This window comes from uncultured Cyclobacterium sp. (assembly GCF_963977555.1).
GTDB lineage: Bacteria > Bacteroidota > Bacteroidia > Cytophagales > Cyclobacteriaceae > Cyclobacterium.
The window spans coordinates 1-13,743 of sequence record NZ_CAXBPD010000005.1 but is presented as its reverse complement, the minus strand read 5'-3'; the positions used below and the strand labels follow the sequence as shown (position 1 = coordinate 13,743).

Here is a 13,743-nt window from a genome sequence, read left to right as displayed (position 1 = left end):
GAGACTGCTAAACGAAAGACAATCAGTTTGGTTGAAGCGGTCTTAGTAAGTATTAAAAGGGCTTTTGCATAATTTGGGGTTAATTTGGGAATGTATTGTAGCCAAGCATAAATAGGATCCATGAAATTAAATTTTCGTAAGGCCGGTTCAGGAGACCTGGAATTTCTCCTGAGCCTTGAGAAGGAATCATTTCCTGAATTCCAACAAACCTCAGCTGCAAACCTCAAAAAAGGACTGAGCAGTTCTTTTCAGGAGCTGATTATTGCTGAGAATGCAGCCGATAATCAGCCTGTCGCTTCGGCCGTATTGTTTAAGTACAAGCACATGCTACGCTTGTATTCCATCAGTGTAGCACTTCAATACCGGCAGGAAGGGATAGGCAATGCATTTCTGGAATACATCAAGGCTTTTGCCCTTTCTAATAATTTTAGGAGTATTACCCTGGAAGTGAGGGAAGGCCAAAGCAAGCTCACGGGCTGGTATTTGTCCAGGGGTTTTGAAGTGATCAAAACATTGAAGAACTATTATCAGAACGGTGAAGATGCCTTGAAGATGGGCATGAAAATTAGGGCAGAAGCAATAGATAAGGGTAATAAAAACCTGATCGTGATCGACCAGCCCTACGTCTGGCAAAATGCGGGGCTAAAAGCAACAGTAGTATCTGTCAAAGACTATATAAATAATCCTCTCTATCAAAACAATGCCAATTTCAGGGTCTTTAACCTCTGTAGTTCTTACAAGTACCAAAGCTATGGTTACTACGTCTCTCTTTTGGCCTCTGCTCGGGGCCAAAGGGTGATACCAAGTACCTCTACCATTAAAGATGTGCAAATCGCCAATGTGGTGCAGTCACTTTCCTTTGAGTTGAATGAACAGGTAAACCAAATCCTTAGCAAAGAAGAAGGCAATAGCCTGTCTCTTGATTTGTATTTTGGACAAACGCCACTGAAGGCTTATAAGGTGTTGGCTGCAAGGTTGTATCAGGTTTTTGAGGTGCCCTTGTTTACCATTAACTTTATTAAGGTAGATAAATGGATCATAAAAAACATTAAGGTGCTGACCTTCAAAGGCCTGGATGATGTACAAAAAGAAACCTTGTTTTATGCCGCCCAGCGTCACTTTAACAAAAAGCGGTACAATTTTCCCAAGTTGAATAATTACCGGTATGACTTGGCTATTTTGATCAATCCCTTTGAAGCTAACCCGCCTTCAAATAAGGAAGCGCTTGAGAAATTTCGTAAGGTTGCCAACAAAAAAGGGGTGTATGTTTCTTTTATTGGTAAAGAAGACATCAATAAAATTAACGAATTTGATGCTTTGTTTATCCGGGAAACCACCAATGTAAACCATTATACCTATGAACTCTCCCGCCTTGCTTTTGCTGAAGGCCTGGTGGTGATAGATGATCCCTGGTCTATTCTGCGCTGCTCCAATAAAATTTACCAGGATGAATTATTTAAGAAAAATAAAATCCGCACCCCTAAATCTTTCACTTTGACCAAGAACATGTTTGAAGACAAGCTGCTGGACAATATCAGGTACCCGGCAGTACTCAAACAACCCGATAGTGCGTTTTCTCTCGGCGTGATAAAAGTAAACAATAAGGAGGAGGCAAAGCGTGAACTGGGCTTGCTCTTCAAGAAAACCGATATGGTAATTTGCCAGGAGTTTTTGTATTCTGCCTACGATTGGCGGATAGGGATACTGGACAATAAACCGATCTATGCCTGCAAATATTACATGACGCAGGATCACTGGCAGATCTATAACTGGAACAGTGAAGCAGAGGATAAGTCTGGCAACCATGAAACAATAGCCATAGATCAGGTGCCGGAGGAAATAGTAAGTCTGGCAGTGAAAGCTTCTTCCCTTATTGGGGACGGACTCTATGGCGTGGACCTCAAATTTGTGGAGGACAAAGTATATGTAATAGAGGTAAATGATAACCCTAATATCGACTTTGGGGTGGAGGACCAGGTGCTGGGAGATCAACTTTACCACATGATCATCGATTCCCTGATCAACCGCATAGAGATAATGAAAAATATCAGGCACATCAACCTGATCAATAACAAACAAATCAATACCGGTAACCAGAATAAATAATGGATAAGCCAAACCTGTAAGGTTTTATATCTAGTAATTTTTCATTAATTGACTTAGATCCGCAAACCTTACAGGTTTAGTTAAAATCAACCTGAGGATAAAATTAGGCAAGTTAAACCTGTAAGGTTTTATATGTAGCAACCTTTGATTCATCACCTTAAATCTGAAAACCTTACAGGTATTGTTCCTAATCAATCTGACCACCTGAGTTCGATTTGAATACTTTCTGGTAAAATTAGGGTTATTGAGTCAAGCAGTTCCCTCCTTGAAATAGACACAGTAAAAGCAGATAAGGCAAATCCCCCTTTCTCCAAAGGGGGACTAAGGGGGATTTTATCGCAACCGTCACTAATATTTTCTTTAATAGCTTTGTGTTTTATTATCCAACTCAGGTTGACGTTAAAACTAGGCAAGTCAAACCTGTAAGGTTTTATGTCTAGCAACTTTTCATTAATCCCTCAAATCCGAAAACCTTACAGGTTTTATTGAAATTAAACCTGACGTTAAAACTAGTCAAGTGAAAACTGGGAGGTTTTATCCCTATAAATACCAATTAATTCGAGAAATAAGCTGCGGATTTTACGTGTTAACCTTCAGCTACATTGGTGGAGGACGTTCTGGATTTTTGGAAGCGCTGTTTGAGGTCTTATAGATGATTTTGGCACCGGCCACATTCAATTTGGTGGCATATTTCACGGAATTATAATAGCTGAGTGCGCCCAAATAGGCTTCAGATCCAGCCACCATCACCGTGTCGTTGAGGCTGCTTTCTACTTGCTGGATATCCCTAAGCATTGGGACCAAGTTCTTAACCGCATTCCAATCTTTATGGACTTCATCCAAATCAGTGTAGGGGGGAGAAACTGTGCGTCTTCCCGTGCATAGTCCATGGCTTTTTCCACAAAGGGAATGGTGCCATCACTCATTTTGGGTACCGTCTGCCGCTCTGCAGGAGTAATGGCGATTAGGTAAGGCGACAGTTTGGCTTTAAGAGTAGCAATGGCATTATTAATTTCCGTTAGGTCTTCTTCCGGAATGTTGATGGAAACTGAGTTCATTGTGCTCATATCTTATAATTTTTTGGGATATATATAAATGACTACAATGAAAATACTTTTTAGTTTTATAAAATGCAAATTTTATAGTGTAAAAAATACTAAAGGGTTAATTGTTGAACTGTATTGGTCGTTTTTGGGTAGTTTTAAGGTTGTTTGTGAGTTGCTATTTGTATATTGATAGAATTATTAGTTTATATATGTTTTTGTACCCTTTCTTTGGTAGTATGTATTACTAAATTCTATATAACGAAAGAAAATTTCAATTTTACACCTCCGAGGCTTTTAAAGTAGGGAGAACTTTGTTAATTTTGTGGTTAATTAATAAAATGGATCTTCGCTCTAATATTTGCGTTGCGGGTAAAATTTAAGAATAGGATGAACTTAGTATTGAAATTATGATAGAATTTTTCTCAACAAATTATGAATGGATGTTTTCTGGAGTATTTTCTGGATTTATATTTTGGTTTCTTGGACAACGAAATGGGTTTAAGAAAGCAATAAAACAAAAGCAAAAAATCGGAAAAAATAGTAAAGGAATTCAGGTAGGAGGAGATTATTCTTCATAGGTTAAATATTGATTATGCTGGAAAAACAGAAACAACAAATAGGTAATAATTCTACAGGGATTCAAGTTCAGAGAGATTTGGTATTGGGTCCAAATTATACTGATATCAGAGCAATATTTCTTGATTTATTTCAATTAAATTTTCCAAAAGTTCAAGAAATTGCTTCTAAAACCGCCGATGAAAGGGTTGAAAAACTGTTAGAAGAATTAGAGTATTCATTTAGAAAGCATAAAGATGTTATCGATGCGGAAAAATTTACCGATCCTTCACTTCAGTATGAAATGCAATCAATTGCAATTAATGTTGCTAGGCGAGGTGAGAAAAGTAATATCAAGCTTTTGACTGAACTTCTTTGTACAGTCGCATCAAGAGATTGCCCAGAACTCATTGAATTGATTTCAAGTGAATCACTAAAAATTATACCAATGCTTAGTAAAAAGCATATTGATTATTTAAGTTTAATGGTTTTATCGAGTAATGCTTCAATGGGTAACAATTCTGCGGTACAAATAAATTTAACCCTGCAATCTACTTTAAAACATATTTCAGATTCTGAAACTGTAACAGCTGGTGATATTCAATATATTGCATGTAAGGGTGCTATAGAATCGAGAGGCATTAGTATTAAAGGTATGAGGTTGGTTCCTAGCATCCTAAAGAAATCTCCTGAATTAAAAGGAATGAAATTAGATGATATTAAGGTATATTGTTCTGAAAATAATTTAGAAAGTATACTTAAATTAATAGACTTAATCGAGAAATGTGCTGTTGATCATTTTCACCTAATGGCAATTGGTAAATTAATTGGGTGGTTAAATCTTTCAAAATTTTCTAATGTAGATATTAAAAAGCTATTTTAAGCATACTAAAAAGCTAAAAAGATTAAACTTATTGATTAATGTATTGAAATTTCAAATTTCCGATAATTAAATTTGGTATTTGTTGCATGGAAATTGGACTATTTACTCTAAACGCTGAATTTATACAAAGTTATTAGATTCTATCGATATTTGAATTTTAGAAGAGTTTCTCAGAAGAGAAATTACAATAAGAATATTTGGCTTACATGAATTACAACAATTTCACTTTCCCCCTCCCTCAACTAGTCATAAATACCTCTTTTTGAGTAGTAAAAAGAAAAAGTTATGCAAATCAAGTTGTTTTCCAGCCTCTTTTTGGCATCCTTATTACTAATAAGTTCATGTGGTAAAAATAATACTTCTGCAGAAGTACAAGAAACAGAGGCCAAAACCCCGGCCAATTGGGCGGAAAGACTTGGCTATCCTGAAGGAAAAAAAGTCATCATGCTGCATGCAGATGACATTGGTATGAGTCCTGAAGCCAATACTGCAGCCAAAGAAATGCTGTTGGCCGGAGATATCCAATCTGCTGCTGCCATGCCTCCTTGTCCTAATTTTGAAGAGATCATTGCCTGGGCCATAGAACATCCTGAAATAGACCTTGGTTTGCATCTGGCATTGACCAGTGAATGGAAAACCTGGCGTTGGTCATCTGTGGCTCCTGCGGAGGAAGTACCAGGCCTTATTGACGATGAGGGCAAATTATGGCGCTCTGTAGAAGAAGTGGTTGCCCATGCTTCTGCCGAAGAAGTGGCCACAGAAGTTAGGGCCCAGATTGAAAAATCCCTTGCCTTGGGATATCGTCCAGACCATATCGATACCCATATGGGTACTTTGTATGGAGATCCCAAATATGCCATCGTTTACCTTAAAATGGCCATGGAATATGGCATTCCTGCAAATGCCATCGACCTTTCAAACCCTGAAGTGGTGGAGATTTTTAGACAAGGAGGTTACCCCATCACCGATGAGGTGGTTGATTTTATGGCTACTTACACCTTGCCCAAATTGGATTTCTTTACCAGTGCACCAAAGGCAGATACCTATGAAGAGAAAAAGGAAGCTTTTAAAGAATTGATCCGCTCCCTAAGACCGGGGTTGACAGAAATTATTTTCCACCCTTCCGCAGATACCGAACAGTTGAAAACCATTACCGGCTCTTGGCAACAAAGGATCTGGGAAGCGGAAATGTTTGCTGATCCGGACATGAAGCAGTTTTTCGAAGAAGAAGGCATTATCTTCACCAACTGGAAAGAAATCATGAAGCGTTTCAATCCTTAATCCGGAAGAGGTATAATTGCTCATTATACCTAAATGAGGCAGCAATTCGTTTTCAAATTTCAAAATTGTAGAAATAGCAAATTTAACGGTCCCAGAGAAGCCTACAGGGCTTCAACAATAATAACCGTGTGGTGTCAACCCACGGATTCCGAAAACCCAAACATCAATCGATTTTGGCGGTATTGTTGCCTTTTTCTGTAACAAAACTGACAAAATCACTTGGATTGTTTTTTTATTATTTTTCCAACTTCGAGAAAATAATGTTCTCGATTTTAGCAATATTGTAACGTTCTTTTTACAAAGTTTAGAGAAGCCTGTAGGGCTTCAACAACAATAACCGTGTGGTGTCAACCCACGGAAACAGAAATCCCAACCGTCCATTGATTTTGGCGGTATTGTTGCCATTTATTTGCAACAATTCTGACAAAATCACAACGTACTCATTCATTTTTGAGCCACTTAATAACTTGTTCGAAACCCGAAACTCCGGTAGGGGTGATATTTTTGTAGCCAGTGGCTTCAGTCACTGGTTTAGTGAATTAAACATCAATCGATTTTGGTGGTATTGTTGCCATTTATTTGCAACAATGCTGACAAAATCTCTCGGATGATCATTTTCTATAATAAAGGATTGGACTTGCCTTCTGAAATGTAGGTGGCTGGGGTAATTTTTCTGTATATCCACTGTTCATTTTTTTCTTGATAAAAAAACGAACCAAAAAAATCAAGGCTGTCAAATCTTATTTCAAATGATGGACAAGGTGTATGGAATATATTTCATTTACATTACCATCATTTTATTTTTGGAGCAGGACTCCAGGCTAAAAATGAGTGGATCTCCTAATTGGAGCTAATTCATTTTCTTAACGCCTTCCATCCTGCACCAAAAACCATAAGCTTTGAAGGCCGAAAATGCCTAATAAATCATACTGTCATAGAATGTTTCCTACTTCACAAGCCCTCAGGGGACACAATATTACAGTCAATGGTTTCAGGCAGTGGACTCGTGTTTAGGCTTATAGTAAAAGTATCGCCTTTATATTATCACACCCAGAGAAGCCTACAGGGCTTCAACAACAATAACCGTGTGGTGTCAACCCACGGAAACAGAAATCCCAAACGCCAATCGATTTTGGTGGCATTGTTGCCTTTTTTTTCGCAACAATACTGACAAAATCAGGACGTATCCATTCTCTAATTAAGATAATATTAACCTTTACGAAACCCGAAACCCCGGTAGGGGTGATATTTTTGTAGCCAGTGGCACCAGCCACTGGTTTAGTGAATTAAACATGAATTGATTTTGGCGGTATTGTTGCCATTTATTTGCCACAATGCTGACAAAATCTCTCATATGATCGTTTTCTATAATAATGGATTGGACTTGCCTTCTGAAATGTAGGTGGATGGGGTGATTTTTCTGTATATCCACTGTTCATTTTTTTCTTGATAAAAAAACGAACCAAAAAAATCAAGGCTGTCAAATCTTATTTCAAATGATGGACAAGGTGCATGGAATATATTTCATTTACATTACCATCATTTGATTTTTGGAGCTGGACTCCGGGCTAAAAATGAGTGGATCTCCTAATTGGAGCTAACTCATTTTCTTAACGCCTTCCATCCAGCACCAAAAACCATAAGCTTTGAAGGCCGAAAATGCCTAATAAATCATGCTGTTATAGAAGGCTTCCTGCTTCACAAGCCCTGACTGGACACAATATTACAGGCACGGATTTCATGCAGAGGGTTAGTATTTAGTCTCATAATAGAATTTTTGCATTTATATTATCACACCCAGAGAAGCCTACAGGGCTTCAACAATAATAACCGTGTGGTGTCAACCCACGGAAACCGAAAGCCCAAACGTAAATGGATTTTGGCAGCATTGTTGCCATTTTTCTGCAACAATTCTGACAAAATCACAACGTACTCATTCATTTTTTGAGCTACTTAATAACCTTTACGCCAACTAAAACCCCGGAAGGGGTGATATTTTTGTAGCCAGTGGCTTCAGCCACTGGTTTAGTGAATTAAACATCAATCGATTTTGGCGGTATTGTTGCCATTTATTTGCAACAATGCTGACAAAATCTCTCATATGATCGTTTTCTATAATAATGGATTGGACTTGCCTTCTGAAATGTAGGTGGATGGGGTGATTTTTCTGTATATCCACTGTTCATTTTTTTCTTGATAAAAAAACGAACCAAAAAAATCAAGGCTGTCAAATCTCATTTCAAATGATGGACAAGGTGTATGGAATATATTTCATTTACATCACCATCATTTGATTTTTGGTGCAGGACTCCAGGCTAAAAATGAGTGGATTTCCTTGTTGGAGCTAATTCATTTTCTTAACATCTTCCATCCTGCACCAAAAACCATAATCTTTGAAGGCCGAAAATGCCTAATAAATCATACTGTCATAGAATGTTTCCTACTTCACAAGCCCTCAGGGGACACAATATTACAGTCAATGGTTTCAGGCAGTGGACTCGTGTTTAGGCTTATAGTAAAAGTATCGCCTTTATATTATCACACCCAGAGAAGCCTACAGGGCTTCAACAATAATAACCGCGTGGTGTCAACCCACGGAAACCGAAAGCCCAAACGTAAATGGATTTTGGCGGCATTGTTGCCTATTTCCAGCATCAATGCTGACAAAATTAAAACGTTTCCATTCTCTAATTATACCAATAATAACCTTTACGAAACCAGAAACCCCGGTAGGGGTGATATTTTTGTAGCCAGTGGCTTCAGCCACTGGTTTAGTGAATTAAACATCAATCGATTTTGGCGGTATTGTTGCCCTTTTTTTTGCAACAATGCTGACAAAATCTTCTAACTTTTAGTCGTGTTTATTCGGCATCGGATTAATTTTATACTTGTATTTTACATTGCTTGGTGTCTGAAATAAATTACCTGTTTTAAAAAACAATTACTTTTATGTGCTAAATGTTAATAAATTCTTAGTTAGTTTTAGCGTGTAAAATCCACCAGGTACGAATCTCTATGCCCTACACAATTTTATAAACGAGAAAGAATTTTATTCTAAGAGGAGTTTCGGTAAATGTGAAGGTCAGATGAATGTAGACTGCTGAAAATAAAAAGCAAAATAGGCAGTTTCAAAAATAATAAAAACACATGAAAAGTAGCGTATTGAGTTATATGCCAATGGTTCTCTTGTTTATAGGTACCCTATCCATACCTTCTTGTAGTCTATTCGAAAAAGATGCTTGCGCTGAGCTTACCTGTCAAAATGGAGGTATTTGTAATGGAGGCTTTTGTGACTGTCCAATTGGCTTTCTCGGGTCAAGTTGTGATTCATTTGATCCGACTCAAATTCAAACATTATTGGATGGAGGCCAAACACCAAAAAAATTGATTGATGGGGGGATTCTCTTAGATAGTCTATATGGAAAGACTTATAAAGAGGGATTAATCTTCTACCTAAACACCACTGATGGAACGGGAATGGTAGCAGCTAAGACAGATCAGAGCGAGGCTTCAGAATGGGGTTGTCACCGAATAGATTTTGAGGGGTTAAATAACGTTGAGAACGATCCTATGGATAGTAATGCAGAAACAATAGAAGGAGCAAGAGTAGGTGATGGGATGGCTAACACGATGCAAATTAAATGCGATAATATGGAAGGTACCGCCACAGAAGTATGTCGAGCCCTTGGCACCGAGTGGTTTTTACCATCACGGGCTGAGTTATATTTGATGTACACTAATCTACATCTAAATGGTTATGGTGGTTTTGCAGCTGATTATTACTGGAGTTCTACTGAGCAAAATGGCTATACTGCTTGGGCCCATGGCTTCGAAAATGGACATCAGGCAATTGGTAGCAAGTCCATCAAAACTTATATTCGTGCTGCTCGGGCTTTTTAACCAATTATAAAACACCCTTTACTTCTGAGAGGATTGATTTTAATCTTACTATCATAAATTAACCTTTAAGGCTTTCTAAAAAATGGGCACGAGCTGCCAAACACAAAAGGATATTAATCACAACGGGACTGGTCCTTACCGAAAACACGTATTAATCCTTGCGCCAACAGAAAACCCCTTTAGGGTTGATATTTTTGTAGCCAGTGGCATCAGCCACTGGATTGTGGAAATTAACGTCATAGATTTTGGCGGTATTGTTGCCTTTTTTTTGCAACAATGCTGACAAAATCACAACGTTATAGCCCTATACCAAATCTACGCATCAGCTTTTATGACAAACCAAAAACCCCGGCAGGGGTGATATGATTATAGTCGGTGGCCTCAGCCACCGGATTATTGAATTAAACATTTATCAATTTTGGCGGTATTGTTGCCCTTTTTTCTGCAACAATGCTGACAAAATCTTCTTAACGCAGGCTATATACCTGATCAGGATAGGGTACCAATTGTCCTGTAGCAATTAATGTTGGCATTTGTGCTTTGGTTTCTTTCAATAATTCTGTCATCAACACGGCCATTTCTTTGGTTTTATCCCTGTTGGAACTGCTTAGTTCTGTGGATTCACTGATGTCATCTTCTAAATTGAACAATTCAAATTTTTGATCCACATGGTAGTAGATCAGCTTCCAGTCCCCTTTTCTAACCACACTATACGGTGGGCTAAAATAGGTGTTTGGGAAGTGCCAAAGTAGTGTTCTGTCTGCGGATTTAGAAGGCTCCCCTTTCAAAAGAGGAACAAAGCTTTGACCATCTATACTTTTATTTATCAGGCTATTCAATCCTGCCATTTCCAAAAAGGTTGGGAAAATATCCTCAATGATAATACAATCCTCTGAAACTTTCCCCGGAAGGGTTACCCCCGGCCACTTGACCAAAAGCGGTACTCGGATTCCTCCTTCATATGGACCTAATTTATGTCCTCTCAAGGGTAGGTTCTGAGGTACCTGCGGATGGGGCCCGTTGTCTGACATAAAAACGACAATTGTATTGTCATCCACGCCAAGTTTATCCAGGTGATTCATAATGTCTCCCAAGGATTTATCCATGCCTTCAATCATTGATGCATAAGTGGCGTCCAATTCATTTAGTCCCTGATTGATGTAATTTTGGTAAAAACGTTCATCCTTTTCCCTAGGTGGGTGATTGGCGTAATGTGATAGGTACAGGTAAAAAGGCTTGTCATCCTCAACTGCCTTTGAAATTGCTTTTAGCCCTTCTCTGGTCAGTGCTTCAGTCAGGTAAATGGCTTCCCCATGGTAAGCTTCCAGGCCGGGCAAATCCAATAAAGGGTTGCCGGAACCTTTCCAAGCGCCGCTAAAGTTATGGATACCCAGATAGCTCCCGGGTCCACCTGCCGCATTCCCACCAATGTTAAGGTTAAAACCCAAGTTTAGAGGATCCTCTCCCGGAGTACCCAAGGCCCCAAAATGTGCTTTTCCCACGTGAATGGTCCTATAATCATTTTGACTTAATAGCAGTGGTAAATTCTCTGAATGAAAGAAGGTATGAGGAATATTTGGGACTGGGCTCAGGCCGTTTAGATTCCAATCGGGGGACTTTATCACTTTGTGGTCACTGTCAGGGGATTCATCTTTTATTAAGGTCCAATTGGTAACCTTGTGTCTGGCAGCATTTACCCCCGTCATTAAACTTACCCTGGAGGGAGTACAGACTGCACTGGCATAAGCTTGTGTGAATTTCATTCCCTCTCTGGCCAAGCGCTCCATATTTGGCGTTTGATACCTTTGGTTGAGTGCAGTCACTTCTTTGTAAAATGGCACCGAAGTGTCTTGCCAGCCCATGTCCCCTACAAAGAAGAACACGATATTCGGTTGTTTTTTCTTTGTAGGAATATCCGATCCTTCTAGTACACTGAAGGACATTACAAGTAGAAGGCCTAATAGAATCTTTTTTACCGGTAGTTTAATCATTATTCAATAGCTATTTGGGTTGGAATAAAAAGTATAGAATGCGTTTAACTGTGCCTTCAATGTTACGAATGGGGTTAATCCAAATGAATACGCAACCCCTGCTTATTGACCATTAGCCTATTGAACTGGGCTTGGCGGGTACCGGCTACATTTAAAATTTCATAGAATGCAATGGATCCGTCTTACCAATATAGGAAAGTAAATTATACCGAAATAATGTTAATAAATACATTTTAATATTGAGCATTTTCTTTTACAGGAATGGTTACAATAAAGGAGTCGTTTCCCAACTTGCAGGCCAGTCCCAATACCTTCACTATTCCTTGTTCTTGGTACACAAAAGGCCTTTCCATTCTGTCGGGCTTGATGTCTTCTCCTTTCTGAGTTGGGATGGCTTTGGTCATGATTTCATATTCCTCAGCTTTTTCCCAGTGAATTCCATCTTCAGAATTTACCAAACCTATAAAAGTGTGGGAATGAAAAATCCCATAGTATTTTTCTCTGGTTTGGTCATACCATAAAGACATGTCTTCAGTATCCATATAATCGATTACAGGCTTTTTTTGAATGGTGAATGGCCCTGTGGGACTATCGCCTATGGCCATGGCTTGATTGCGGACAAAATTTTCATCATTGGGTTTGTCCCCCTTAACAATGAGGTAATACCTTCCATCCTTCCCCTGGTCAATAGCAGGATTGACCGTTAGTGTGCTGATAGGACCTGATGGCTCTATCAACGGCTTGTCAAATCGCTCCCATGGCCCGTCAAGGCTTTCAGCCACGGCAACACCAGTTCTTTGGTTTGGGCGTAAGATTTTCCAGTTGGGATGAGTATAGCCGGTTGTACTGGTTTCTTGGAGTTCTTTGTCGGAATAGCTGTCATTTTCTCCCATATTGGTAGAGATATAGTACAAATAATACTTGCCACCAAAGTTTTTGATTTTAGGGTTATGGGCTGTTATAGCATCCCAATGCCCTTTACCTCGTCCTTTTAGTACTGTTTCCTTGTATTTCCACGGGCCACTAGGCTTAGTAGAAACTGCATGGGCTATTTCTGAGTAAAGCAACCATCCGGTAAATTGGCTGGATTTTGGCCACCTGGAATAAAACAGGTGATACATGCCGTCTTCCCCTTTCAGAATGGAGCCTCCCCAATTGAAGTATTCCTCAGAAAGAAAAATATTGTCCTCTGAAATGGTTTTGAGCTGACCTTTGATCTTTTGAGAAGTTTGCCCCTTTGTGGCTTGTAAGTGCAGTAAAAAGAGTATAAAAAGAGTTAGGCGTATTTGCTAAAGCGCATTATTGAGTGTTTTATTATTTTTTTGAAGTTTTTATAATCAATTTTCATTTAGGCTTTAAGTTCCTTTCATAGGTTTTAAAAGTTTAAGCCGATTAGGAAGTCTATTTCAATAATTAGGGAGGTCTGACATTACAATTAGCAAACTTTACATCAAAAGTTTTCAAATTTCAATGTCTTAAATCTCAATTTTCTCCGCTTATACCTTGCCGGTTGCAAGGTAAATTTTTTGTTCTTCTTCTGCTACAGGAAATTCAATCAAATTTTTTCCTTCTAATCAATTCTTTTTTTGCATAAATCCTGCTGTCATAGAATGTTTCCTTCTTCACAAGCCCTGAGGAGACACAATATTACAGTCACGGGTTTCAGGCAGTGGACTCGTGTTTAGGCTTATAGTAAAAGTATCGCCTTTATATTATCACACCCAGAGAAGCCTACAGGGCTTCAACAATAATAACCGTGTGGTGTCAACCCACGGAAACCGAAAGCCCAAACGTGAATGGATTTTGGCGGCATTATTGTCATTTTTCCGCAACAATTCTGACAAAATCACAACGGAACTGGTCTCTACTGAAACCACACATTAACCTTTACGCCAACTAAAATCCCGGCAGGGGTGATATTTTTGTAGCCAGTGGCTTCAGCCACTGGATTAGTGAAAAAAACGCCAATCGATTTTGGCGG

The 13,743-nt window shown here is 38.8% G+C and carries 10 protein-coding genes; 5 read left to right on the top strand and 5 right to left on the bottom strand.

Annotation, left to right across the window (positions count from 1 at the left end):
- The first annotated feature begins 120 nt into the window (after positions 1-120).
- Positions 121-2,106 carry a GNAT family N-acetyltransferase gene (locus AAC073_RS07325; RefSeq protein WP_339923199.1) on the top strand — a complete coding sequence of 662 codons (1,986 nt, stop codon included), beginning with the start codon at positions 121-123 and terminating at the stop codon, positions 2,104-2,106.
- A gap of 597 nt (positions 2,107-2,703) precedes the next feature.
- Here the strand turns inward: AAC073_RS07325 and AAC073_RS07320 are convergent.
- Together AAC073_RS07320 and AAC073_RS07315 are read right to left on the bottom strand one after the other, a co-directional pair.
- Positions 2,704-2,901 carry a hypothetical protein gene (locus tag AAC073_RS07320; RefSeq protein ID WP_339923198.1) on the bottom strand — a complete coding sequence of 66 codons (198 nt, stop codon included), beginning with the start codon at positions 2,899-2,901 and terminating at the stop codon, positions 2,704-2,706.
- Positions 2,877-3,173, bottom strand: a complete 297-nt coding sequence (locus AAC073_RS07315; protein ID WP_339923197.1) for a hypothetical protein — start codon at positions 3,171-3,173, stop codon at positions 2,877-2,879. The genes AAC073_RS07320 and AAC073_RS07315 overlap by 25 nt, the downstream gene beginning before the upstream one ends.
- A 386-nt stretch (positions 3,174-3,559) precedes the next feature.
- Between AAC073_RS07315 and AAC073_RS07310 the strand changes: the two genes are divergently transcribed.
- The 3 genes from AAC073_RS07310 to AAC073_RS07300 all read left to right on the top strand — a co-directional run bounded on the left by AAC073_RS07310 (position 3,560) and on the right by AAC073_RS07300 (position 5,871).
- Positions 3,560-3,730 carry a hypothetical protein gene (locus AAC073_RS07310; protein WP_157466609.1) on the top strand — a complete coding sequence of 57 codons (171 nt, stop codon included), beginning with the start codon at positions 3,560-3,562 and terminating at the stop codon, positions 3,728-3,730.
- A gap of 14 nt (positions 3,731-3,744) precedes the next feature.
- The gene (locus AAC073_RS07305) at positions 3,745-4,590 is read left to right on the top strand and encodes an LPO_1073/Vpar_1526 family protein (RefSeq protein WP_339923196.1); all 846 of its coding nucleotides are present in this window, start codon (positions 3,745-3,747) and stop codon (positions 4,588-4,590) included.
- A gap of 285 nt (positions 4,591-4,875) precedes the next feature.
- A complete protein-coding gene (locus AAC073_RS07300) occupies positions 4,876-5,871 on the top strand; it encodes a polysaccharide deacetylase family protein (protein ID WP_339923195.1) in 996 nt (331 codons plus the stop codon).
- Positions 5,872-6,175: 304 nt separating this feature from the next.
- Here AAC073_RS07300 and AAC073_RS07295 read toward each other — a convergent pair whose 3' ends face one another.
- Positions 6,176-6,319 carry a hypothetical protein gene (locus AAC073_RS07295; RefSeq protein WP_339923194.1) on the bottom strand — a complete coding sequence of 48 codons (144 nt, stop codon included), beginning with the start codon at positions 6,317-6,319 and terminating at the stop codon, positions 6,176-6,178.
- Between the two features lie 2,699 nt (positions 6,320-9,018).
- On the opposite strand from AAC073_RS07295, the gene AAC073_RS07290 reads away from it, so the two are divergent.
- Entirely contained in the window at positions 9,019-9,771 is a 753-nt protein-coding gene (locus AAC073_RS07290; RefSeq protein WP_339923193.1) for a hypothetical protein, read from the top strand.
- Between the two features lie 467 nt (positions 9,772-10,238).
- On the opposite strand, the gene AAC073_RS07285 is transcribed toward AAC073_RS07290, so the two are convergent.
- Both AAC073_RS07285 and AAC073_RS07280 read right to left on the bottom strand, forming a co-directional pair.
- Positions 10,239-11,762, bottom strand: coding sequence for a sulfatase (locus tag AAC073_RS07285; protein WP_339923192.1), 1,524 nt, complete (start codon positions 11,760-11,762; stop codon positions 10,239-10,241).
- Between the two features lie 233 nt (positions 11,763-11,995).
- Positions 11,996-12,883, bottom strand: coding sequence for a glycoside hydrolase family protein (locus AAC073_RS07280; RefSeq protein ID WP_339923191.1), 888 nt, complete (start codon positions 12,881-12,883; stop codon positions 11,996-11,998).
- Positions 12,884-13,743 lie beyond the last annotated feature (860 nt).

What these genes read in the sequence shown, in the direction of transcription:
- AAC073_RS07310 (WP_157466609.1), top strand. Translation starts at nt 3,560, where the DNA reads ATGATAGAATTTTTCTCAACAAATTATGAATGGATGTTTTCTGGAGTA.
- AAC073_RS07295 (WP_339923194.1), bottom strand. Translation starts at nt 6,319, where the DNA reads ATGAATGAGTACGTTGTGATTTTGTCAGAATTGTTGCAAATAAATGGC.
- AAC073_RS07290 (WP_339923193.1), top strand. Translation starts at nt 9,019, where the DNA reads ATGAAAAGTAGCGTATTGAGTTATATGCCAATGGTTCTCTTGTTTATA.
- AAC073_RS07320 (WP_339923198.1), bottom strand. Translation starts at nt 2,901, where the DNA reads ATGCTTAGGGATATCCAGCAAGTAGAAAGCAGCCTCAACGACACGGTG.
- AAC073_RS07280 (WP_339923191.1), bottom strand. Translation starts at nt 12,883, where the DNA reads ATGTATCACCTGTTTTATTCCAGGTGGCCAAAATCCAGCCAATTTACC.
- AAC073_RS07285 (WP_339923192.1), bottom strand. Translation starts at nt 11,762, where the DNA reads ATGATTAAACTACCGGTAAAAAAGATTCTATTAGGCCTTCTACTTGTA.
- AAC073_RS07305 (WP_339923196.1), top strand. Translation starts at nt 3,745, where the DNA reads ATGCTGGAAAAACAGAAACAACAAATAGGTAATAATTCTACAGGGATT.
- AAC073_RS07325 (WP_339923199.1), top strand. Translation starts at nt 121, where the DNA reads ATGAAATTAAATTTTCGTAAGGCCGGTTCAGGAGACCTGGAATTTCTC.
- AAC073_RS07300 (WP_339923195.1), top strand. Translation starts at nt 4,876, where the DNA reads ATGCAAATCAAGTTGTTTTCCAGCCTCTTTTTGGCATCCTTATTACTA.
- AAC073_RS07315 (WP_339923197.1), bottom strand. Translation starts at nt 3,173, where the DNA reads ATGAGCACAATGAACTCAGTTTCCATCAACATTCCGGAAGAAGACCTA.